This window comes from Pseudoxanthomonas sp. SE1 (assembly GCF_029542205.1).
In the GTDB taxonomy this organism is placed as follows: Bacteria; Pseudomonadota; Gammaproteobacteria; order Xanthomonadales; family Xanthomonadaceae; genus Pseudoxanthomonas_A.
In genome coordinates, this window is record NZ_CP113783.1 from 425,001 (window position 1) to 448,733 (window position 23,733).

Consider the following 23,733-nt stretch of genomic DNA (forward strand, 5'->3'; position numbering starts at 1 on the left):
CCTTGGCGGTCAGAGGCGATGAAGGACGTGGCAGCCTGCGAAAAGTGCGGGGGAGCTGGCAACAAGCATTGATCCCGCAATGTCCGAATGGGGAAACCCACTGCTTCGGCAGTATCCTGCAGTGAATACATAGCTGCTGGAAGCAAACCCGGTGAACTGAAATATCTAAGTAACCGGAGGAAAAGAAATCAACCGAGATTCCCTGAGTAGTGACGAGCGAACGGGGACCAGCCCTTAAGCTGGATTGGTTTTAGAAGAACAGTCTGGAAAGACTGGCCATAGACGGTGACAGCCCGGTATTCGAAAAGACCTTTTCAGTGAAGACGAGTAAGGCGGGGCACGAGAAACCCTGTCTGAACATGGGGGGACCATCCTCCAAGGCTAAATACTCCTGACCGACCGATAGTGAACCAGTACCGTGAGGGAAAGGCGAAAAGAACCCCGGAGAGGGGAGTGAAATAGATCCTGAAACCGTGTGCGTACAAGCAGTAGGAGCCCGCAAGGGTGACTGCGTACCTTTTGTATAATGGGTCAGCGACTTACTGTTCGTGGCAAGCTTAACCGTATAGGGGAGGCGAAGGGAAACCGAGTCTGATAAGGGCGCATAGTCGCGGGCAGTAGACCCGAAACCGGGTGATCTAGTCATGCCCAGGGTGAAGGTGCCGTAACAGGTACTGGAGGCCCGAACCCACTCCCGTTGCAAAGGTAGGGGATGAGGTGTGATTAGGAGTGAAAAGCTAATCGAACCCGGAGATAGCTGGTTCTCCTCGAAAGCTATTTAGGTAGCGCCTCGTATGAATCTTCTTGGGGGTAGAGCACTGTTATGGCTAGCGGGACATCGCGTCTTAGCAAACCATGGCAAACTCCGAATACCAAGACAGAATGTACGGGAGACACACGGCGGGTGCTAACGTCCGTCGTGAAAAGGGAAACAACCCAGACCCACAGCTAAGGTCCCAAATTTCGTGCTAAGTGGAAAACGATGTGGAAAGGCACAGACAGCCAGGAGGTTGGCTTAGAAGCAGCCACCCTTTAAAGAAAGCGTAATAGCTCACTGGTCGAGTCGGTCTGCGCGGAAGATTTAACGGGGCTAAGCACGAAACCGAAGCTTGGGGTGCATAACTTTGTTATGCGCGGTAGAGGAGCGTTCCGTAAGCCGTTGAAGGTGACTTGAGAAGGTTGCTGGAGGTATCGGAAGTGCGAATGCTGACATGAGTAACGATAATGCGGGTGAAAAGCCCGCACGCCGAAAGCCCAAGGTTTCCTTGCGCAACGTTAATCGACGCAGGGTTAGTCGGTCCCTAAGGCGAGGGCGAAAGCCGTAGTCGATGGGAAGCAGGTTAATATTCCTGCACCTCGCGTGAGTGCGATGGAGGGACGGAGAAGGTTAGGTGTACCGGGCGTTGGTTGTCCCGGGGAAAGGCGGTAGGTTTGGATCTTTGGCAAATCCGGGATCCTTTAAGACCGAGCACCGAGACGAGTCCTTTTGGACGAAGTCACTGATACCACGCTTCCAGGAAAAGCTCCTAAGCTTCAGCTCACGCAGACCGTACCGTAAACCGACACAGGTGGGTAGGATGAGAATTCTCAGGCGCTTGAGAGAACTCGGGTGAAGGAACTAGGCAACATGGCACCGTAACTTCGGGAGAAGGTGCACCCTCTTTGGTGGCCCATGCGGGCTATAGCTGAGGGGGGTCGCAGAAACCAGGCCGCTGCGACTGTTTATCAAAAACACAGCACTCTGCAAACACGAAAGTGGACGTATAGGGTGTGACGCCTGCCCGGTGCTGGAAGGTTAATTGATGGGGTCAGCCGCAAGGCGAAGCTCTTGATCGAAGCCCCAGTAAACGGCGGCCGTAACTATAACGGTCCTAAGGTAGCGAAATTCCTTGTCGGGTAAGTTCCGACCTGCACGAATGGCGTAACGACAGCGGCGCTGTCTCCACCCGAGACTCAGTGAAATTGAAATCGCTGTGAAGATGCAGCGTTCCCGTGGCAAGACGGAAAGACCCCGTGAACCTTTACTATAGCTTTACATTGAACGTTGAGTTCGTCTGTGTAGGATAGGTGGGAGGCTATGAAACCTTGGCGCTAGCTGAGGTGGAGCCAACCTTGAAATACCACCCTGATGTGCTTGACGTTCTAACCTAGGTCCGTAATCCGGATCGGGGACCATGTATGGTGGGTAGTTTGACTGGGGCGGTCTCCTCCCAAAGAGTAACGGAGGAGCTCGAAGGTACGCTCAGCGCGGTCGGACATCGCGCACTGTGTGCAAAGGCATAAGCGTGCTTGACTGCGAGATCGACGGATCAAGCAGGTACGAAAGTAGGACTTAGTGATCCGGTGGTTCTGTATGGAAGGGCCATCGCTCAACGGATAAAAGGTACTCCGGGGATAACAGGCTGATACCGCCCAAGAGTTCATATCGACGGCGGTGTTTGGCACCTCGATGTCGGCTCATCACATCCTGGGGCTGTAGTCGGTCCCAAGGGTATGGCTGTTCGCCATTTAAAGTGGTACGCGAGCTGGGTTCAGAACGTCGTGAGACAGTTCGGTCCCTATCTGCCATGGGCGTTGGAGATTTGAGAGGGGCTGCTCCTAGTACGAGAGGACCGGAGTGGACGAACCTCTGGTGTTCCGGTTGTCACGCCAGTGGCATTGCCGGGTAGCTATGTTCGGAAGCGATAACCGCTGAAAGCATCTAAGCGGGAAGCGCGCCTCAAGATGAGATCTCCCGGGGCACAAGCCCCCTAAAGGAACCATCAAGACTAGGTGGTTGATAGGTCAGGTGTGTAAGTGGGGCAACCCATTGAGCTAACTGATACTAATGATCCGTGTGGCTTGACCATATAACCTCAAGTGGCCTTGGACTCGACGATATCGTCAGAGAAAATCCAATGCCCGCTACGTCACAAGACCCTATGAGAGATTGGCGCCTTAATCCGTCTGTTGGATGGCGACGCTCCAACCCTCTCCCTGGTGAAATTAGCGCTGTGGTCCCACCCGTTCCCATCCCGAACACGGAAGTGAAACGCAGCCGCGCCGATGGTAGTGTGGCTTAAGCCATGCAAGAGTAGGTCATCGCCAGGGGCTTTACCCCAAAAAACCCCCAGCCCACAAGGCTGGGGGTTTTTTCTTGCGCCGCTTTGGCCAACAATCGATCTTCATCTCACGGGGGACGATGCATGAAGTCATGTCGATTGGCGTTTGCCATTGCGCTGGTGGCGCTCGGTGCCGATGCTGCGGCAGGAGTCACGCCGACGACGACGCAGCGCGTGCACGAAGCCGCGCTGGTACTGGACACGCACCTGGACACGCCGGCGAATCTGCGGCGGCCTGGATGGAGCATCGTGGACAATCACCAGCAAGAAGGCGATCTCTCGCAGGTCGATCTGCCGCGCATGAAAGAGGGTGGGCTGGATGGTGGCTTCTGGGTGATCTACACGGCGCAGGGTGCGCGCGACGCCGCCGGCAAGCGCGCGGCACGCGACCATGGACTTGAGCGTCTCGCCAGCATCCTGGAGATGCTCGCCGCGCATTCGGCCGACATGGAGCTTGCCCTCACCGCGGATGACGCCGAACGGATCGCCGCTGCCGGCAAACGTGTGTCGTTCATCAGTATGGAGAACGCGGCGCCACTGGCGAACGATCCTTCCCTGCTGACGGCCTACCATCGCCTCGGCCTGCGGATGCTGGGCATCACCCATGTGCGCAACAATGACTTTGGCGATTCCTCCACCGACCCAGCAGGTGCCGAGTGGAAGGGACTCAGCCCAGCCGGGCGCGCCCTGGTCGCCGAGGCGAATCGACTTGGTATCGTGCTGGATGCATCGCATGCAAGCGACGCCGTGTTCGACCAGTTGCTTGCGTTGTCTTCGGCGCCGATCGTGTTGTCGCATACGAGCGCGGATAAGCTTTACGACCATCCGCGCAACATCGACGACGCGAGGATCCGCCAGCTTGCGGCGAAGGGCGGCGTGATCCACGTGAACGCCTACGGCGGCTACCTGGTCGACATCCCGAAGATTCCGGAGCGCGAAGCGGCGATGGAAAGCCTGTCGAAGAAGTATGGCCCGGAGAACAGGCTGCCGGCGGACCGGGTTGCGGACTATCTGGCCGAGCGCCGCGCAATCGAAGCGCGCTATCCCGCCATGCGGGCCACGTTCGACGACTACATGGCGCACCTGCTGCATATTCTGAACGTCGCCGGCGTCGATCATGTCGGCATTGGCGCAGACTGGGATGGCGGTGGCGGCGTGGTTGGCATGGAAGATGTCAGCGCGCTGCCGCGGATCACCGAGGCGCTGCTGGCGGCAGGCTATTCCGAGGCGGACATCCGGAAGATCTGGGGCGGCAACCTCCTCCGTGTACTGCGACAGACCCAGGCCGCTGCAGAGGTGTCCTCATAATCGCAGGGCGGTGCCGCCGGAGCCCTTCGATACTCGCCCAATCGCGGCTGGATCAGTGCGGTGGATCCGGCCACCGTCGTCGATGGCCACGGGGAGGATAGCGCCGTGGAAGAGTCCATTACGCCGCGGCGCTTCGTCGCGCGGCTTCCCACCGACATTCCGCGGCACTGGCTGCCGGGGAATGAAGTGGTTTCGTCGCTGCTCAATGCGTACACCATCCTGGTGCCCGCCAACGAAGCGTTCTATATCCGTACGCTCAATGCGTGCATGCCGCGTATCACGGACGACGCACTGCGGGAGCGCTGCCAGGCGTTCATCCGGCAGGAGGCGCAGCATGGCGTGGCACACAAACGCTATTGGGACAACCTGGATGTGCAGGGATATGCGTATCGTCGCTTCGAAAGGACGGTGGATCGCGTCATCTTCCGCACGATGGACCGATATGCGCCGCTGTGGCTACACGTCTCGCTGGTGAGCTGTGTCGAACACATCAACGCGTTCCTAGGCTATGAGTTCCTGTCGCAAACCATCCTCGCCGACGCGGATCCGCGCATGCGCGATCTGATGGAGTGGCACTTCGCGGAAGAGATCGAGCACCGCGCGGTCGCCTTCGATCTCCTGCAGGCGATCACGCCTCATTATTCGGTGCGCTTGCTGGGCGCGCTGACGACGACGGCGCTCTTCTACCTGTTGATGGCCGGCATGGCAGCGTCACTGCTGGCCCAGGATCGCCTGTTGTGCAGGAAGGCCTCGGTACGCCAGCTGGTCCATCATCTCGGCAAGGGGCATGGGATGGGGCGCCGCACCCTTCGTCACCTGCGAGATTACCTGCGTCGGGACTTCCACCCTTCGTGCCTGACGGGTGCCGATGACCTCGCCGCCGAGGCGCTGGCGAGGCAGGCACGGGCAGTGCCGCCCGCGATCATGCCGATGTCCCCCCAAACCTGAACGCCAGGTCGCCAGAGCGCGCGGAGTCGTTTCCCGCCGCCAGGGCGGCGCGAAGACCGGTGAATCCAAGTAATTGATGGGGAAGGGGATATTTCTGGCCCGTCAGCCCGAGGGAGATTGTTGCAGACGTAGGACAATGGGGAACTTCTCCGGTGGTTAGCAGTCGAACCCCCCGACTGCTAACATCCATGCCCATGAGCCAGAACACATCTACTACCGCCCTGGTCACCAACAGCCTGCCGATTCCCAGTGCCCTGGGTTCGCTGGATGCCTATATCAGTGCCGTGCACCAGATCCAGGTGCTGTCGCTCGAAGATGAGCGCGCACTCGCCAACCGTTACCGCGAGAATGAAGACCTCGACGCGGCGCGCGAACTGGTGCACTCCCATCTGCGCTTCGTGGTGCATGTCGCCCGTGGTTACAACGGTTACGGCCTGCCGCTGGGGGACCTGATCCAGGAAGGCAACATCGGCCTGATGAAGGCGGTGAAGCGTTTCGATCCCGACATGGGCGTGCGCCTGGTGAGCTTCGCGGTGCACTGGATCCGTGCCGAGATGCACGAGTTCATCCTGAAGAACTGGCGCATCGTGAAGGTCGCCACGACCAAGGCGCAGCGCAAGCTGTTCTTCAACCTGCGCAAGTCCAAGACGCGCCTGGGCTGGATGAATGCCGAGGAAGTCAGCGTCATCGCCAAGGACCTCAACGTGTCCGAGCGCGAAGTGCTGGAGATGGAAGCGCGCCTGTCCGGTCGCGACATCGGTTTCGACGCCTCCTCTGACGAGGATGAGGATCACGCCCCCCCGTCGCCGGCCAGCTATCTGGTCGCCCACGACGAAGATCCTTCGCAGGCCTACGAGCGTGCAGACAGCGAAGACAACCAGATGGAACTGCTGCGCGAGGGCCTCGCGAATCTGGATGAGCGTTCGCGCGATATCATCAAGCGTCGCTGGCTGGATGGCGACAGCAAGGTCACGCTGCAGGAACTGGCCGACGAGTACGGCATTTCCGCCGAGCGCGTCCGCCAGGTGGAGGCCAACGCGCTGAAGAAGATGAAGGCGCTGTTCGCTGCCTGACCCGGTATCGCGACAGCGTACTGAAGAGGCCCCGCAAGGGGCCTCTTTTCATTTGTGAGGTTCATGGATCGGAGGAAGTGTGATCCACTACGCCGCGATCCGCCTCGGGCGGCAATACCAAAGGGAGCAGGGCATGGCGTGGAACTACAAGCGGCAGTGGGTACTCGCGTTGGCAATGGCATGCGGCATGTTGGCGGCTGCGGGCAGCACGCCGGCCATGGCTGCCGAAACCGGCAACACCAAATCCTCCGGCGAACCGCGCGGCGTGAGTTTCAGCATCGATCGTGAGGAGTATGACGCGCAGGCCCGCGCCGCAATGCAGGTCGACCCGGTGGTGTCCGCGCAGCTTGGCGCGATTCGCAAGGTGGTGCTGGACGATGCCGCGAGCATGGACCAGCCCGGCCCTGACGTACTGGTGTTCGATGTCGAGGGCAGTCGCGGCAAGGGGCGCGTCACCGCACGTTTCATCACCGTCAGTGCGACGGAGGAAGCGCTTGGTCCCGGCGTGCTGGTGATGTCGGACGGCACCGAGCATGTGATCGAAGGTGACGCCGAGGCGTTGGCTGCGGAGGACGACCACCATGGGCACGACCACGATGAGGAAGTCGGGACGGGCGCCGACCTTTTCACCCGCCAGGCGCAGGAAGCCGCGCAGCGGTATCCGTTGATCCGCCAGCACATCGGACAGATCACGACGTTCGAGATCGATACCGAGGCCACCGGTGCCGCGCCGGGCATGAACACCTTCGTGTTCGACGTGACGGGCGACAAGGGCCGAGGGCGATTGGAAGCGGACTTCATCACCGTCGATGCCGGGACCGAACGCCTCGGCAAGGGTGTTCTGACGCTGGCCAATGGCCGCCGCTTGCCGTTCGAGGGAGAGCCGCGCGGTGAGGACGAGTCGGCCGATGATGCTGGCATCGACGACTTGTTCGGCGACATGCAGGACAATATTTTCACCCGCCAGGCGCGCGTCGCCGTGCAGCGCTATCCGCTGGTGCAACAGCACATCGGCACGTTGCAGTCGTTCGAGTTCGACCTGGCCGCCACGGGCGAGGCGGAAGGCGCGAACGAGTTCGTGTTCGTGCTGACGGGCGACAAGGGACGCGGGCGCATCCTGGCGGAATTCATCACCGTGGATGCCGACACCGAACGTCTGGGCAAAGGGGTGCTGACGCTCGCCGATGGTCGCGAGATCGCGTTCGAGGGCGAGGCGCCGATGGCGGGCGAACTGGCGTCGCCGCGCATCGATACGGATCGTGGCGAGGTGCCCGACACCTTCGCGCGGCAGGATGGCATCTTCGTGCTGCAGGCCAACGCGGCGATGCAGGCGCACCCGGTCGTGCAACGTCACATCGGCGATATCCGCGAAGCGGCCTTCGACCGTGACGCGTCCTGGGCCGCGGAAGGCGAGCGATATGTCTTCGACCTAAAAGGCAGCAAGGGCACGGGCCGTCTCGAAGCGGAATTCATTACGGTCGACGCGGACAGCGAGCGCATCGGCGACGGTGAACTGGTCATGGCCGACGGCAAGCGCTATCCGCTGGACCCGAAGTAGACCGGACAAGATCCGGATAGCGCCGCCTTCACGACGGCACGAACATGGCATCCCGTTTCCCGCAGCGTGATGCCATGTCGTTCGTGATCCGCGGGCTGTCGCCCGACCCCTTCCGTCCTCTGTTCGCCCTCGACGCCGCCGCCCTGGCGGCACGCAACATCCGTCGCGTCGTCGCCGATGCCGACCGCGGGTTTCCCTGCCGCGTCACGCTGCAGGATGCGCGGCAGGGCGAGACCCTGCTGCTGCTTCCTTACCTGCACCACGATGTCGCCGGTCCGTATCGCGCCAGCGGGCCGATCTACGTGCGCGAAGCGGCGCTGCACGTCCATGCAGCCGAGTTTCGCGACACGTTGCCGCCGTCATTCCCTCGCAGGCTTCTGTCGCTACGGGCCTACGACGAGGACGGTCTGATGCGCGACGCCGAGGTGGTGGAGGGCGTCGATGCTATGCCTGGTCTGCAACGCCTGCTCGGCATGGCGGGCGTCGCCTATCTGCACGTGCACAACGCACGTCCCGGCTGCTACGCCTGCCGCGTCGATCCCGCTTGATCGTCGTCCTTGCCGAGGATGATCCGCGCGCCGCGCTGGTAGCTCCAGTACGCCCAGCACCAGTTCAGCAGGACGACCAGGCGGTTGCGGAAGCCGATCAGGAAGAACACGTGCGCGGTCAGCCAGAACCACCACGCCAGCAGGCCGGAGAACTTCAACCGGCCGAAATCCACCACCGCGGCCATGCGGCCGATGGTCGCGAGGTTGCCGTAGTCCTGGTAGCGGAACGCGCTGGGCGATGCGCGCCCAGCCAGCCGTGCGCGCAGTACCTGTGCCACGTGCCGGCCCATCTGTTTCGCCGCCGGGGCCACGCCGGGTACGGGACGCCCGTCCGAGGTCACGGCGGCGAGATCTCCCGCGACGAAGATGTCCGGATGCCCCGTGACGCTGAGGTCGGGCTGCACCGGCACGCGGCCGGCGCGATCCAGTGGCACGTCCAGCGAGCGCGCCAGCGGTGATGCCGCCACGCCGGCCGCCCACACTACCGTCTTCGCCGGCACGAAGGTGTCGCCCAGCCGGTAACCCTGGTCGGTGATGTCGCTGACCGGTGTGCCGGTCACCACCTCGACGCCCAGCTTTTCCAGTTGCCTGCGCGCCTTCTCCGACAGCCTGTCGGGAAAGGACGCCAGCACGCGCGGTCCCGCTTCCACCAGCCGCACGCGTGCGTGTGAAGGATCGATGCGGCGGAACTCGTTCTTCAGCGTATGCCGCGCGATCTCCGCCAGCGTGCCTGCCAGCTCGACGCCGGTCGGCCCGCCGCCGACGATGGCGAAGCTGAGCCACGCGGCGCGTTTCTGTGGATCGGTCTCGGCTTCCGCACGCTCGAAGGCGAGCAGCAGATGGCGGCGCAACTGCAGGGCGTCGTCCAGCGTCTTCAGGCCGGGTGCGTGGCGTGCCCACTCGTCATGGCCGAAGTAGGCATGCGTCGCGCCCGTCGCCAGCAACAGGGAATCGAAGGCGATCGTCGCGCCGTCGGCCAATACGACATGCTTTTCCTGCGGCGCAATCGCGGCGACCTCCGCCAGCCGCACTTCCACGTTGGCCTGCTTGCGCAGGATGTGGCGCAATGGCGCGGCGATGTCGGGCGCCGACAATCCGGCGGTGGCCACCTGGTACAGCAGCGGCTGGAACAGGTGATGGTTGTGCCGGTCGATCAGGGTGATGCGCACCGGCGCGGACGCCAGCGCGCGCGTGGCCCAGAGCCCGGCGAAGCCACCGCCGACGATGACGAAATGGTGTGCTGCCTGCATGCCGTCTCCCGCAGCCACGAAGTGCGTGGCGGATCGCGACGGATTGTCTCACGCGTCCCGTCGCCGTCGCTCAGTCCGGGTCGCGGTCGATCAGCGAGGTCGCGCGCGTGTCGGGCATCCACAGGTAGACCAGCAGCGAACATGCGATGCAGGCGGTGACGTACCCGTAGAAGCCGCTCTCCATGCCGTTCTTCTTGAACCACAGGGCCACCATGTCCGCCGTTCCCCCGAACAGCGCGACGGTCAGCGCATAAGGCAGGCCGACGCCGAGGGCGCGGATCTCCACGGGGAACATTTCCGCCTTCACCACCGCGTTGATCGCGGTGTAGCCGCTCAGGATCACCAGTGCCGTCATGACCAGCCAGAACGCCTGTGCTGGGCTGGATACGGTCTGCAGCGTCGACAGGATCGGCCACGTGCACAGGGTGCCCAGTACGCCGAAGGCGATGAGGATGCGCCGGCGTCCGATCCGGTCCGACAGCGCGCCGACCACCGGTTGCAGCAGCATGAAGAAGAACAGCGTCGAAGCGTTGATCAGGCTGGCCGTCTCGCTGGCCATGCCGGCGCTGTTGACGAGGAACTTGTGCACGTAGGTCGTGTACGTATAGAACGCCAGCGTGCCACCCATCGTCAGGCCGACCACGGCGAGCACCGCGCGTGGATGCTGCATCAGCGCGCGCAGCGTGCCCTGCGCCTCCTGCTGGTCCGGCGTGCCCGCGGCCTCGCGACGGGAGAACGATTCGGTTTCCACCATGTTCCGGCGCAACCACAACGCCACCAGCGCCGCCACCGCGCCGATTGCGAACGGGATGCGCCAGCCCCATTCGCGCAGTTGCTCGTCGGTGAGGAACACGCGCTGCAATGCGATCAGCACGGCCAACGCAATCAGGTGGCCCATGACCAGCGTGACGTACTGGAAGCTGGACCAGAAGCCGCGGTGCCCGCGCGTGGCCATCTCGCTGAGATAGGTCGCCGATGTGCCGTACTCGCCGCCGACGGACAGGCCCTGCAGCAGCCGCGCCATCACCAGCAGGATCGGTGCCGCCACGCCAATGGTCGCGTAGCCTGGCGTGCAGGCGATGATCAGCGAACCGCCGCACATCATCACCACCGACAGCATCAGCGCGCGCCTGCGGCCCTGGCGATCGGCGTACCGGCCCAGCAGCCAGCCGCCGAGCGGGCGCATCAGGAAACCCACCGCGAAGATCGCCGCCGTCTTCAACAGCTGGCTGGTGCGGTCGCCACCGGGGAAGAACACCTCGGCGAAGTACAGCGAGAATGCCGCGTACACGTACCAGTCGTACCACTCCACCAGGTTGCCGACCGAGCCGCTGAAGATGCTGCGCAGGCGTTGGGCGGGCGTCAGGTCGGCACGGGACGTGGGCGTCATCAGTACAGGTCCATGGGGTCGACATCGAGCGACCAGCGCGTGCGGCGGGCTTCCGGAAGGACGTGGATGTCTGGCCAGGCCAGATCGAGCGCGCGGTGCAGGGCGCGCCGCTCGGGCGACGACAGCAGCAGCTGCACGCGATGCAGGCCGGCGCGGCGCGGCATCGGTGCCGGCAACGGGCCGTGCATCTCCAGTGTGGCGTCGTGCGCGCGCAGGGCGCGCTTGGCCGCCTGCAGGAACTGTTGCGCGGCGTCGACGTGCTGCGCTTCCGCGCGCAGCAGCGCCAGGTGCGCGAACGGGGGGAAGCCCGCCATCTGGCGCTGCTCCAGTTCGGCCTCGGCGAAGGCGTGGTAGCCACCGCTGATCAGCGTGTTCAACAGCGGATGGTCGGGATGGTGCGTCTGCAGCCAGACATCACCGCGCTTGCCGGCACGTCCGGCGCGCCCCGCGACCTGGATGAGCTGCTGCGCCAGTTTCTCGCCGGCGCGGAAGTCGGTGGAAAACAGGCCTTCGTCCACGCCGACCACTGTTACGCGCGTCAGGTGCGGCAAGTCGTGGCCCTTGGCCAGGATCTGCGTGCCCACCAGGATGCCGGGCGCATCGCCCAGCTTCGCCAGTTGCTGTGCCAGGCCGTCGCGCTTCTGCGTGGTGCCGCGATCCACCCGCAATACCGGCACGTCTGTGAACTGTTCGGCTAGCAACTCCTCCAGCCGCTCCGTGCCGATGCCCTGCGGCTGCAGCGCCAGCCCGCCACAGTCGGGGCAGGCAGGCGGCGCGGCCTGCCGAGCACCGCAGTGGTGGCATTGCAGGCGCTTGCCGCCCGCATGCACGGTCATCGCGCTGTCGCAGCGCTTGCAGTGCGCGCTCCAGCCGCAGTCGTGGCAGAGCAGCACCGGGGCGTACCCGCGGCGGTTCTTGAACACCAGCACCTGGCCGTCGGCGTCCAGCGCCTGGCGGATGGCCTGCAGCGTGTCGGCCAGCAGGCCTGCCTGCTGCGGCCGCTTGCGCATGTCCAGCACGCGCACGCTGGGCGGTTGCGCTTCGCCCGCGCGCCGCGACAGGCGCAGGTGCGCATAGCGGCCGCTGCGTGCGTTGTGCAGGGTTTCCAGCGACGGCGTGGCGCTGCCCAGCACCACCGGCACATCCAGCGCCTTGCCACGGACCAGGGCGAAGTCGCGTGCGTGGTAGCGGATGCCGTCCTGTTGCTTGTAGCTGCCGTCGTGTTCCTCGTCCACCACGATCAGGCCGGCCTCCGGCAAGGGCGTGAATACCGCCGAACGCGTGCCCACGATCACCCGCGCCTCACCGCGCAGGCAGGCGGCCCAGGTACGGGCGCGCTCGCCATCGTTCAAACCCGAGTGCAGTGCGTGCACGGGCACGCCCAGACGCTCGCGGAAGCGCGCCAGCGTCTGCGGCGTCAGCCCGATCTCCGGCACCAGCACCAGCGCCTGCCGGCCGCGCTGCAGGCAGGCGGCGATGGCGTGCAGGTAGACCTCGGTCTTGCCGCTGCCGGTCACGCCATCCAGCAGCAGCGCGCCGAAGCCGGCCGTGCCGGTGATCGCGTCCGCAGCGGCCTGCTGTTCGTCGTTGAGCGCCGGGCCCGGTCGCGGCGAGGGGGCGGCCGGTACTGCCGCCGTGGCGAATCGTTCGGCCAGCCCGCGCTTGCCCAGGTCGCGCGCGGTGGCACGGCCGGCATCCACATGCAGGTCCAGCGCGTCCTCATCGAGGGAGGCGTGTTCGGCCAACAGGTCGGCCAGGCGGCGCGGACGGCTGCCGGCGCGCAGACGGTCGCGTTGGAGGTGGCCGGCTTCGGTCAGTCGCCAGTGCCAGGCATGGGTGTCGGGCAGCGGTTCGCCCTGGCGCAACTGGACCGGCAGGGCCGTCGCGACCACTTCGCCCATCGGCGCATGCGTGTAGCGCCCGAGCCAGTGCAGCGAGTCGAGCAGTTCCCCGTGCAGCAGGGGGGTGGCATCGAGCAGGGCCTCGGCGTGCCGCAGTTCCAGATCCGGGTCGGCCGGCGGGGCGACGCCGGCCACGAAGCCGGTCAGTGCGCGGTTGCCGAACAGCACCTTGACCCGCTTGCCCACGTCGTCCGGCGAGGCGGTGTGGCCGGGCGGGGGAAGGTAGTCGAACAGCCGAGGCAGGGGGACCGGCAGCGCGACCTGGAGGACGGAAACGGGCGACATTGCGTGCAGTGTATCGGCCCCTCCCGGCGGGGGGCACATCTCACGCAGTTGCATTGATGTCCTGTCAAAATCTTGACGAAAATCACGCAAGTGCCCATCCCACAAGGGGATTCCGGTTTATCCACACCGGCTGTGGATAAATCTGTGCATGACGGGATTGCTTCACGGCGCGATGACGGTCCCGCAAGCCTTGGTGCCACCTTGGCGAAAAAAGCGCCATCCCGATATTCTTCAACAGAATCATGCAGTTGCCCGTGAAACCCAGTTGACACAATGTGCTTGGGGGAGAGTCCGGGGGGCGGCATGACGGTTTGGTGACTGCTGTGCACAACGTTTTTCGCGGAAAGCCTTGTGCCACCGAAGAGAGCAGGTTCCGGCGCGATGTCAAGCGTCCATACGGGCGCGCAGGCTGACTATGATCGGGTCGTCCGCAACCGGTTTTGCCATGGCTCCCACACCCGCTTCCGACCCGCCTCCCGCCGCGCTTGCCGCCTTCCTGCGCGGGTGCGAACGTCGGGGCGCGGTGTTCGCCGCGCTCCAGTGCGGCGACCCCGACCGCGGCGATGTCGCCCTGGCGGCGGCATTGCGTGCGTTCCGTGCCAAGGCGGCCGCCCTGCCGATGGCCGACTGGCCGGTGCGCTTCTGGTCGCTGCTTGCCGCCACCCCGCAACTGCGGGCGGACGGCGCGCACGCGCACTGGTCCGGCTCGCTCGCGGCCCTGGAGGCACCGGCGCCTGCTGACCGCGCCGCCCTGTTGCTGCGGCTGGCGGGTGGCCTGCAGGAAGCCGAGGCCGCCGAAGCACTTGGCCTCGACGCTGCCGCCTACCGCGACGCCCTCGCCCGTGCCTGTCCGCGTGACGCGGCCGGGCACCCTGACGCCGCGGAGTGGCGCGCGCTGGCAGAAGCCATCCAGCAGCATCTGCGGGAACTGCCTCCCGACCGCTTGGCCAAACTGGCCCGCTTGCGCGAGGACGCCCTCGCCGGCACGCGCATCCCGTCGCCCGCGGCGCCGCCACCTGCGCCGGCCGTGACCGCGCCTCTGCGCCGCTGGCCCTGGATCCTCCTCGTGGCACTTCTGCTGCTGATGGCCGGCGCAGCGGGATGGTGGTGGTGGGACAGGCAGGGTGCGCGGCCGCTGCCGGGCGCGGCGGTCGCTCCGGCGGACGATGACAGCGCGTTGGTGCTACCCCCGGATCCGGTGATCACCGTGGTCGACCTGCCGGCTGCCGACGCCCCTGCCGTGCGCGCCGACGCCATGACGGCGGCGCATGAACACGAGGACTTCGCGCTGCTCGCCGACGCCGACGAGGAAGCCCTCGCCCGCGAGGCCGACTTCCTGGCCTGGTACCTGGCCGGTGCAGGTACGCCACGAACACCCGCAACGGAGGCCGACGATGCGGCGCGCTGACATGCGCGTGGCCCTGCGCGGCGCCTTGGGTGTCGTGGTTGTGGTCGCCGGCATCGCGGTCTCCTCCGCGCAGGACGCCTCCCAGGGCGCGCGCTGGCAGTCCATGTCGCAGGCGGAACAGGCCGCGTGGCAGCAACGGCGCCTTGCTTGGGATGCGCTGCCCCTGCACGAACGCGAAGACCGTCGCGCGCGCTACGCCGCCTGGCGCGCACTGGACGAAGTACAGCGTGCGCGTTTGCGCGCCGCGGCTGCCGAGGTCGCCGCGTTGCCGGCGGAACACCAAGCCGCCTTGCGCACACAGTTCGCCGTGCTGGACGCCATGCAGCGCAACGGATGGCGATTGGGGCCGGACCTCGGCGCCGACTGGCCGCGCCTGCAGCCCTTGTTCGCCTACGTACCGCCCGGCGAGCGCGATGCTGCGCTCTCGTTGCTGCGCCAGCTTGATGCGGAGCAACGGGACGATCTGGCCGCGCTGGCGCAGCGCCTTCCGCCGCAGGACCGCGACGCGTTCCGTCGTGAGCTGCTGGCGGTGCCTGTCGGCCAACGGGGCGCATGGTTGCAGCAACGGCGCGATCGCTAGCCAGCGGAGCGCTGAACGACGGCTCCCGTCATGACGGACTCCATTCGTGGTGAACCCGTCGGGCCACGCTTTTCACGGCAAGGCCGGGCGGTCGTGGCTGGTCGAGCCACCGCAGAGAGCGCGGTTCGACAGGCTCACCACGAACGGCATCCCAGGTAGCGCCCCTGCATCACGGCGTCGTCCTGCGTTTCCCCTAAGCATTCACCAGGCTGGTCAGGGACAGCAGGACCATGGCCGTGACGACCAGCATGAAGTACAGCATGCCCAGCGCGAGGTACTTCACCAGCGTCACGGCCGGGTGCTGGCGATAGACGCGTTGCTGCATCCAGAACAGGTACACCGGCATCCAGAACATGATCAGCAGTTCGGCCAGCCATACCGGCGCGCGCGCCACGGTCGCCTGCGCGGGCAGGAGGCTGTCGATGAAGGACAGGGCGAAGAACACCAGCACGCACAGGCACAGGTAGGCGTGGCTGTACAGCGCCACCACCAGGTGTTCCAGATACACCCGGCGCGTGCCGATGTAGGCCAGCTTCAGCAGTAGCGCGAACACCGGCACCAGCACGAACAGCGCGGATGGCACCGCGCCCATCATGGCGTTCTTGAACAGTTCGGGGTCTTTCTGCAGGCGCGGGATGTTGTCCTGCGCCCGCGCGATCTTCTTGTTCAACCAGCGGTTGCCGAACGCCGGCAGCCAGTCCACCTGGATCGGATTGTCGACCGGATGCCACGGCTTCCCGTTCTGCGAGAACAGCGAGCCGGTGGAATCCGGCATGGGTCCGTCCTCGGGAATCCGATCGGGTTCGGCCAGTGCCGGATGATCGGGCTGCAGCGCGGCGATGCGCGCGCGTGCCCGCGCCTGGGTGCCGCGGATATTGTCTTCCACGCGCTCGCGCGCGAATGCGAGCGGCGGAGGGATGGTGGCGCGCGCAGCCAGCAGCCCGTCGATGGTGCGATCGCGCAGGCGCACCACTTCGTCGGCGTCGGTCAAGGTGTCGAAATCGACGCCTTCGTCGCCCGCGCCCGTCACCTGGACCGTCGTGCCGCCCTTGCCATCCTGCACGGCAGGTGGGCGCGACACATCGTCGCTGCCCATGGCGAACTTGCCGACGAAGAACGTCAGCACGCTGAGGACGACGAACAGCCGCAGCGGTGCCACGAACGGCGCGCGGTGGCCCGACAGGTAGGCATTCGCCAGCTTGCCGGGCGACATCAGCGTGCGCAGGGTGCGGAAGATGCGGCCGTCCAGGTGCCAGAACGATTCGAACACCTCTTCCACCGCATGCCCGAAGCTGCGCAACGGGTTGTGCGAGGTCTGTCCGCAGGCATGGCAGAACTCGCCCTGCAGCGGTGTATGGCAGTTCTCGCACGCGCTGGCGTGCACGGCATCGTGCGATGGGGTCATGGGGCGTTCGGGTGGCGCAGGTGGCGAGCGGGTAAGATACCGGCCTCCCGTGACCCGGTGCCAGCGCGAAACCGCGCGACCGTAGTCCGGCGGTTGCCTCCATGTCTGTTTCCCCCTCCCCGACCCCGCGCTTCGGCCAGGAAGTGCGAGCGACGGCCACGCTCGCCCTGCCGCTCGTGCTGGGCCACGTGTCCACCGGCCTGATCGGCTTCGTCGACAACGTCATCGCCGGCCACCACGCCACGGCCACGCTGGCCGCGGTGACCGTGGGCACCGCCTTGCTGTGGCTGCCGATGATGGTGCCGATCGGCACGCTGATCTCGCTGACGGCCTCCGTATCGCAACTCGATGGCGCGAACCGGCGCGACGAGATCGCGCCGCTGTTCCGCCAGGCGTTGTGGCTGTCGCTGGGGTTGGGCCTGCTGATGTTCGCCTTCCTCAGCGCCGCGCCCTACGCGCTGGCCGCGTTCGGCATCGCGCCGGACATCATTCCCGGCGCGACGGCATTCCTGCACGGCATCCGCTGGGGCGTGCCGGCGCTGACGTTCTACTTCTGCATGCGCTACCTCAGCGAAGGCACGCACTGGACGTTGCCCACGATGATCCTGGGCTTCGGCGGGTTGCTGGTGCTGGCGCCGGTGGGCTACGTGCTGGCGTTCGGCAAGTTCGGGTTCCCGGAACTGGGTGCGGGCGGTCTGGGCATCGCCTCGGCGCTGACCATGTGGATGCAGGCGATCGCCTTCGCGATCTACCTGGCGCGCGCGCGCCGCTTCGCCGACCTGCAGCTGTTCGCGCATTTCGAGCCCCCGCGTCGCGCACCCATCCTGCAGCTGCTGCGCACCGGCCTGCCCATCGGCATCACGGTGCTGATGGAAGGCAGCCTGTTCATCGTCACCGCGCTGCTCATCGCACGCCTGGGCGCCACGCCCGCGGCCGCGCACCAGATCGCCATCAACGTGTCGGCGCTGTGCTTCATGATCCCGATGGGCGTGGCCGAGGCCACCACCGTGCGCGTGGGCCATGCGGTCGGTTCGGGCGACGTGGCCGGCATCCGCCGCGCCGCGCACGCGGGCTACGTCATCGTGCTGGCCACGCAGGCGATATCGGCGCTGTTCCTGCTGTTGGGCCATGACCTGGTGGTGTCCCTGTACACCGATGACCTGGCCGTGGCCGCCCTGGCCGGCACCCTGCTGCTGTTCGCCGCCGCCTTCCAGTTCCCCGACGGCATCCAGGTGCTGTCCGCCGGCGCGTTGCGCGGGCTGAAGGACACCCGCGTGCCGATGTGGCTGGCGGTGGCGGCCTATTGGGGCCTGGGCATGCCGCTGGGCGCCGGGCTGGGCCTGGGGCTCGGCTGGGGTCCGCAGGGCATGTGGCTGGGCCTGATCGTGGGCCTGACCGCTGCCGCGGTGCTGCTGGGCTGGCGCTTCGAGCGCAGCAGCCGCCGTCCCGCGGTGCTGCCGGCCGCATCGTCCCCACGGTGACCAACGGGGCATGAAAGCCTCACGCACGCACGCTACAGTGGTCCCAGTTTCCCGGAGTCTTCCATGAGCCAAGTCGCACCCGCACCCCGCCGCAGCCCGGTCGCCACGTTCTTCGTCGGCCTGTGGGACGTGCTGAACTTCACCCGCAAGCTGGTCCTCAACCTGATCTTCTTCGGGCTGCTGTTCCTGATCTTCATCGTGTTCGTCATCGCGGCCGGCAGTGGCGGGGTGAAGCCGCTGATGGAGCGCACCACCTTCGTGCTGGCACCGGAAGGCCGCCTGGTGGAACAGTTCACCGCCGATCCGGCGACCCGCGCGCTGGCCAAGGCCTTCGGCGACAAGAGCGCCGAGGAAGTGCAGCTGCGCGACCTGCTGCGCGCCATCGAGGCCGCGCAGAAGGACGAGAAGATCGAACGCATGCTGCTGCGCGTGGACCAGTTGCAGCCGACCGGCTATGCCTCGCTGCGTGAAGTCGCCGCCGCGCTGGCGAAGTTCCGCGCCTCGGGCAAGCAGATCGTCGCCTTTGGCGAAAACATCAGCCAGACCCAGTACCTGCTGGCCGCGCAGGCCAACGAGGTCTACATCGATCCGATGGGCAGCCTGATGCTCGAAGGCCTGGGCCGCTACCGCCAGTACTACCGCGAGGGCCTGCAGGACAAGCTGGGCGTGGACGTGCACCTGTTCAAGGTGGGCGAGTACAAGTCCGCCGCCGAACCCTACGTGCTGGATGCCGCCTCCAAGGAAGCCAAGGAAGCCGACCTGTACTGGATGAACGACGTGTGGCAGCGCCTGTTGGCCGACATCGCCAAAGTGCGCAAGACCACGCCGGAAGCGCTGGCCGCGGGCATCGACACGCTGCCCGAAGGCATCGCGGCCGCCGGTGGCGACTTGGCCAAGTACGCGTTGCAGCAGAAGCTGGTGGACGGCCTGAAGACGCAGGAAGAAGTCGAGGACCTGCTGATCGAGCGTGGCGTGGCCGACGAGGATTCGGACACCGGCTTCCGGGCCATCGGCCTGACCGGCTACCTGACCCAGCTCGACGCCAGGACGAATCCGCTCGACAAGCGTCCGCAGGTCGCGGTGGTCGTGGCCGAAGGCGAGATCACAGACGGCGACCAGCCCGCGGGCCGCGTCGGTGGCCTGTCCACCTCGGCGCTGCTGCGCGAGGCGCGAGACGACGAGGACGTGAAGGCCGTGGTGCTGCGCGTGGATTCGCCCGGTGGCGGCGTGTACGCCTCCGAGCAGATCCGTCGCGAAGTGGCCGCGCTGAAGAAGGCCGGCAAGCCGGTGGTCGTCTCGATGGGCGACCTGGCCGCGTCCGGCGGCTACTGGATCAGCATGAATGCGGACCGCATCTATGCCGACCCGTCCACTATCACCGGCTCGATCGGCATCTTCGGTCTGATCCCCACCGTGCCGCGCACGCTGGAGAAGATCGGCGTGCGTACCGATGGCGTGGGCACCACCCGCTTCGCCGGTGCGTTCGACATCAGTCGCCCGCTGGACCCGGCCGTGGGCCAGGTGATCCAGTCGGTCATCGACAAGGGCTACGCCGATTTCACCGGCAAGGTCGCCGAGGCACGCAAGAAGCCGGTCGAAGAGATCGACGCCGTCGCGCGCGGCCGCGTGTGGAGCGGTGCGCAGGCCAAGGAGCGTGGCCTGGTCGATGAACTGGCCGGCCTGGACGCGGCCCTGGCGGATGCCGCCAAGCGCGCCAAGCTGGGCGAACCCGACAAGTACCGCGTGCGCTACATCGAGAAGATGTCCTCGCCGTTCTCGCAGTTCATGGGTGGCTTTGCCGGCAGCCGGATCGGCAGCGCCTGGCTGAAGGACTCCGACTTCGCCCGCGCCCTGCTGGCGCGCAGCCTGCCGGAGATGGAAGCGCAGCTGCGCTTCGTGGACGAGGCAGTCAACGACCGCGACGGCGCCCCGGTGAAGAGCCTGGCGTACTGCTTCTGCGGGTTCTGAGCCGCGCCGTCATCGTGTGACATGCGGGCCGTTCGGGTAACCGGACGGCCCGTTGCGTTTTTCCGGCGGAACGTGCGGTATGCAGCCATCTCCGCAGGCCATCCTGGAAGAGGCAAGCGGAGGCACTCTGGCGTGCTGGCGCACGCCATCCCACCATGACAAGGAGTAGTGAAATGCGAGTGATGTTCATCTTATTCGTTCTGGCGGCCTGCTGTTCTCCCGCGGCGGCCACCCCTTTCGTCACTTCGCCAGTCATCGTTGCCTCACACAACCAGATGACCGGCGGTGCACTGCACCTGACGCAGCCCGACGCACCGATGTCCACTTATTCGGTGCTTGGCAACCGGTACTGGTTGTCGTCGCAATGGGACCGCGGCAACGGAAAGATCACCCACTCCACCCACGGGGGTAGCCTCGACGCACCGTACTCACAGACACTGTGGACGAAAGACACCTGCGCGCGCAGCAGCCAAGGCTATTGCCAGTCCCTTCCGGGCTACGCCTTCACGCAGGTAGTGCCCTCCGATGTTGTGGACCTCTGGTTCGTGAGCCTCTACCAGCCCCAGCCGGTGGACGACGGCGAGCTGCTTGCGTTCGTCCACGAAGAGCGCGTGGGCATGACAGGCGGCACCCCAGAGAACAGGGAAGGCAAGACGCGGATCGGCTTGGCGTGGTCAGAGGACCACGGCAATACCTGGATTTACCTGGGACGCATCATCAGTCCGCATGGCGACCCTGAGAGTCACAACATCCAAGGGGCGCCGTATGTCATCAAGGACGGTTATTTCCATGTCTACTTCACCGACAAGGTGACGACGGCAAATGGTGTGCGTGATGGCATCGCGGTGGCGCGTGCATCGGTCGTGTCGGTGTTGCAGGCGGCCCGGTCTAACTCATTGGGAACTGGGTTGTGGAAGAAGTACAGCAACGGGGCTTTCAACACGGACGGACTCGGCGGCGTGTCCTCGCCGATCGCACCTTGGGGCATCACGCATACGCAGGCTGCTTACAGCACTCATACCGGCAAGTACTATTTGCCGCTGACGTTCATGACATGGCCATCAGGTGCAGGGAGAGTCAATTCGTCCGTCAAGATCTATGAATCCACGGATGCGGTGACCTGGAGCGCCTCTCCGTCGATCGTGCTGGCGGATGAGGGCCCCGACACGCTGCGCAACGATGCCGGCTACCAGTACTGCTCCATAGTCGACCGCGCGGGAGCGCCCAATGCGCAGGTCGGCGCGGATTTCTATGTGTACTGCGTGAAAGATCCTTATCTGTACTCCGCCAACTTCGGCCTGTATCGCTGGCAGGTCATGACTTCGCCTGTCGCGGGAGATGTATTCAGACAATCCACAGGCTTCGGCATGGCGCAAGGACCGCGCTGGCAATATCTGCATGGTGACGGAAGCGGACCGCTGCAGGCGATGACGTGGGCGTCTGCGGGGTACTGGGTGGGTACCGATGCGTACGCGCGCGCGGTGTCTGACGGTTTCCACACCGGCACCACACAGATGCCGGTCTTGGCGTGGTTGGCTCCCAAGACTGGCACGGTACGTATCGAAGGGACGGCACGATCGGCCAATCCGATGCTGGGCGCCGATGGCCTGCCCAATTGTGGCGATGGGTTCTCTGTCGGCGTCACGCACAACTCGACGGCGCTCGGCAGCGTCAGCATCGTCGCGGCGGATACTGTCGGCGCCTCCTTTTCGATGAGCCGCCCGGTTGTCGCGGGAGATGCACTGTTCTTCATTGCCGCCCCCGGGGCGAACAACTACTGCGATTCGGTGCGTTTCGACCCCTCCATCCGCTACGAGTGATCGGACGTTAGGACCCGAATTTTCCAGCCATGATCTGAAGACGGGTCGCCCGGGCAACCGGGCGGCCTAAGCCTGTGGGCGTCGGGCTCAAGCAGCTCAGGCCGCGACGCTGTCCGTATCCGCCTGCGGTTCCGGCGGTTCGTCGGTCGGTGGCGGCTCGGGAGCGCGGCAGGCCACGCAGGCCAGGGCGAGCAGGGCGAGCAGGATGAGGCGGATCCGGGTCATGGCGACGGTCCTCCTGTGAGGTGGCGCTATGCTACGCCCATCGATGAAGGAGACGCATGTGGCGGCGAACCGGTGGCGGTTGGACGGGCAACTGGCCTTGGTGACCGGGGCCAGCGCGGGCATCGGACTGGCGATCACGCGCGAACTGCTGGGCTTCGGCGCCGACGTGCTGCTGGTGGCGCGCGACGAGGATGCCCTGCAGGCGGCGCGTGCCGAACTGGCGGAGGAATTCCCCGAGCGCGGCATCAGTACGCTGGCTGCCGACGTGGCGGACGACGAGGATCGCCGCGCCATCCTGGACTGGGTGGAAGACCACGATGACGGCCTCAACATCCTGGTGAACAACGCCGGCGGCAACGTCACGCGCGCGGCGGTGGACTACACCGAGGACGAGTGGCGGCACATCTTCGAGACCAACCTGTTCTCCGCGTTCGAGCTGTCGCGCTATGCGCATCCGCTGCTGACGCGGCATGCCGCCTCGTGCATCGTCAACGTCGGCAGCGTGTCCGGCATCACCGCCGTGCGCAGCGGCGCGCCCTATGGCATGACCAAGGCCGCGCTGCACCAGCTCACCCGCAACCTGGCCGCCGAATGGGCCGAGGACGGCGTACGCGTGAACGCGGTGGCGCCGTGGTACATCCGCACGCGGCGTACGTCCGGGCCGCTGTCGGACCCGGACTATTACGACGAAGTGGTTGCACGTACGCCGATGCGCCGGATCGGCGAACCGGAGGAAGTCGCCGCTGCGGTGGGCTTCCTGTGCCTGCCTGCGTCCAGTTATGTCACCGGCGAATGCATCGCGGTGGACGGCGGGTTCCTGCGTTACGGGTTCTGAGGCGCCGCCTCGGGCGCGCGGAACACCACCCGGCCGTCGGCGTCCAGGATCTCGATGCCGGCATCACCGGCGCGGTCCACGCGCAGCCGGATGCGTTCCTTGCCGGTCGCGTCGGCCAGCAGGATCTCGGCATCGTTGCGTTCGTTCTGGATCACGATGCGGCGCGTGGCCTGCCTGGCCGCGTCGAGCACCTTCACGTGCGAGGGCACGGCCTGGTTGATCTGCAGGCCGCTGCTGATGGGCTCGCCATCGGCGCCGATGCGTGTCAGCAGGCCGATGGCATCCATGTTGGGATTGTCGAAGGCGAGCGCCGAGACCTTGCCGGCCTCCACGTCGGTGAGTGCAAGGCCGCCGACCTCGTTGCCCTTGCGGTCGTAGAACACCAGTCCCGCGGGCGAGACGGCGCGCTTGAAGGTTTCTCCATTCAACATCGGCGGCGGAAAGCGCTGCTGGTTGGCCAGCACCACGCGCGCCACGCCGTCCGCGTCCACGATGTCCAACCGCTCCACCGACAACCGTTCGAAATGCGGGTCGGGCGCCTTGAACGCCGTCAGCAGCACGGCGATGAAGGCCAGCGTCAGTGCGCCAGCGTAGAGGCGCAGCAGGCGCATTTCGCGCAGCAGGCGGTGCGTCGGGTCGTACGGCATCG

The 23,733-nt window shown here is 65.7% G+C and carries 17 protein-coding genes and 2 rRNA genes (1 of these 19 cut by a window edge); 13 read left to right on the forward strand and 6 right to left on the reverse strand.

The features are described from left to right. The 7 genes from OY559_RS02010 to OY559_RS02040 all read left to right on the forward strand — a co-directional run. A 23S ribosomal RNA gene (locus tag OY559_RS02010) occupies positions 1-2,849 on the forward strand (it extends 30 nt beyond the left edge of the window). Positions 2,850-2,975: 126 nt separating this feature from the next. Next, a 5S ribosomal RNA gene (rrf, locus tag OY559_RS02015) occupies positions 2,976-3,090 on the forward strand. Between the two features lie 185 nt (positions 3,091-3,275). Continuing rightward, positions 3,276-4,409 (forward strand): dipeptidase, encoded by a 1,134-nt coding sequence (locus OY559_RS02020; RefSeq protein WP_277728472.1) that lies wholly within the window; start codon positions 3,276-3,278, stop codon positions 4,407-4,409. 60 nt (positions 4,410-4,469) lie between these two features. Next, positions 4,470-5,357, forward strand: coding sequence for a metal-dependent hydrolase (locus OY559_RS02025; RefSeq protein ID WP_277728473.1), 888 nt, complete (start codon positions 4,470-4,472; stop codon positions 5,355-5,357). 194 nt (positions 5,358-5,551) lie between these two features. Continuing rightward, entirely contained in the window at positions 5,552-6,430 is an 879-nt protein-coding gene (gene rpoH, locus OY559_RS02030; protein ID WP_277728474.1) for an RNA polymerase sigma factor RpoH, read from the forward strand. A gap of 79 nt (positions 6,431-6,509) precedes the next feature. Further along, positions 6,510-7,988: a hypothetical protein gene (locus OY559_RS02035; protein WP_277728475.1), complete on the forward strand. Its 1,479-nt coding sequence runs from the start codon at positions 6,510-6,512 to the stop codon at positions 7,986-7,988. 44 nt (positions 7,989-8,032) lie between these two features. Next, positions 8,033-8,536, forward strand: coding sequence for a DUF1203 domain-containing protein (locus tag OY559_RS02040; protein WP_277728476.1), 504 nt, complete (start codon positions 8,033-8,035; stop codon positions 8,534-8,536). On the opposite strand, the gene OY559_RS02045 is transcribed toward OY559_RS02040, so the two are convergent. From OY559_RS02045 to OY559_RS02055, 3 genes are all read right to left on the reverse strand, one after another. After that, complete coding sequence (locus OY559_RS02045; protein WP_277728477.1) at positions 8,509-9,786, reverse strand: NAD(P)/FAD-dependent oxidoreductase; 1,278 nt, start codon at positions 9,784-9,786, stop codon at positions 8,509-8,511. The genes OY559_RS02040 and OY559_RS02045 overlap by 28 nt on opposite strands. Before the next feature lie 70 nt (positions 9,787-9,856). Further along, the gene (locus tag OY559_RS02050; RefSeq protein ID WP_277728478.1) at positions 9,857-11,176 is read right to left on the reverse strand and encodes an MFS transporter; all 1,320 of its coding nucleotides are present in this window, start codon (positions 11,174-11,176) and stop codon (positions 9,857-9,859) included. Beyond that, positions 11,176-13,362 carry a primosomal protein N' gene (locus OY559_RS02055; protein ID WP_277728479.1) on the reverse strand — a complete coding sequence of 729 codons (2,187 nt, stop codon included), beginning with the start codon at positions 13,360-13,362 and terminating at the stop codon, positions 11,176-11,178. The genes OY559_RS02050 and OY559_RS02055 overlap by 1 nt, the downstream gene beginning before the upstream one ends. A 445-nt stretch (positions 13,363-13,807) precedes the next feature. Between OY559_RS02055 and OY559_RS02060 the strand changes: the two genes are divergently transcribed. Both OY559_RS02060 and OY559_RS02065 read left to right on the forward strand, forming a co-directional pair. Further along, entirely contained in the window at positions 13,808-14,770 is a 963-nt protein-coding gene (locus OY559_RS02060; protein WP_277728480.1) for a hypothetical protein, read from the forward strand. Next, positions 14,757-15,350, forward strand: coding sequence for a DUF3106 domain-containing protein (locus OY559_RS02065; protein WP_277728481.1), 594 nt, complete (start codon positions 14,757-14,759; stop codon positions 15,348-15,350). The genes OY559_RS02060 and OY559_RS02065 overlap by 14 nt, the downstream gene beginning before the upstream one ends. A 193-nt stretch (positions 15,351-15,543) precedes the next feature. On the opposite strand, the gene OY559_RS02070 is transcribed toward OY559_RS02065, so the two are convergent. After that, positions 15,544-16,755 carry a DUF3667 domain-containing protein gene (locus OY559_RS02070; protein WP_277728482.1) on the reverse strand — a complete coding sequence of 404 codons (1,212 nt, stop codon included), beginning with the start codon at positions 16,753-16,755 and terminating at the stop codon, positions 15,544-15,546. A 101-nt stretch (positions 16,756-16,856) separates the two neighbouring features. Between OY559_RS02070 and OY559_RS02075 the strand changes: the two genes are divergently transcribed. From OY559_RS02075 to OY559_RS02085, 3 genes are all read left to right on the forward strand, one after another. Then, positions 16,857-18,236 carry an MATE family efflux transporter gene (locus tag OY559_RS02075; RefSeq protein WP_277728483.1) on the forward strand — a complete coding sequence of 460 codons (1,380 nt, stop codon included), beginning with the start codon at positions 16,857-16,859 and terminating at the stop codon, positions 18,234-18,236. Between the two features lie 63 nt (positions 18,237-18,299). Next, positions 18,300-20,204, forward strand: coding sequence for a signal peptide peptidase SppA (gene sppA, locus OY559_RS02080; protein ID WP_277728484.1), 1,905 nt, complete (start codon positions 18,300-18,302; stop codon positions 20,202-20,204). A 173-nt stretch (positions 20,205-20,377) separates the two neighbouring features. Further along, complete coding sequence (locus OY559_RS02085; RefSeq protein WP_277728485.1) at positions 20,378-22,024, forward strand: hypothetical protein; 1,647 nt, start codon at positions 20,378-20,380, stop codon at positions 22,022-22,024. Between the two features lie 96 nt (positions 22,025-22,120). Here OY559_RS02085 and OY559_RS02090 read toward each other — a convergent pair whose 3' ends face one another. Next, complete coding sequence (locus tag OY559_RS02090; protein ID WP_277728486.1) at positions 22,121-22,249, reverse strand: hypothetical protein; 129 nt, start codon at positions 22,247-22,249, stop codon at positions 22,121-22,123. Positions 22,250-22,307: 58 nt separating this feature from the next. Here OY559_RS02090 and OY559_RS02095 point away from each other — a divergent pair, with 58 nt between their 5' ends. Then, positions 22,308-23,084 carry an SDR family oxidoreductase gene (locus tag OY559_RS02095; protein ID WP_277729888.1) on the forward strand — a complete coding sequence of 259 codons (777 nt, stop codon included), beginning with the start codon at positions 22,308-22,310 and terminating at the stop codon, positions 23,082-23,084. Here OY559_RS02095 and OY559_RS02100 read toward each other — a convergent pair. Then, complete coding sequence (locus OY559_RS02100) at positions 23,072-23,731, reverse strand: hypothetical protein (RefSeq protein WP_277728487.1); 660 nt, start codon at positions 23,729-23,731, stop codon at positions 23,072-23,074. The genes OY559_RS02095 and OY559_RS02100 overlap by 13 nt on opposite strands. Positions 23,732-23,733: the final 2 nt, after the last annotated feature.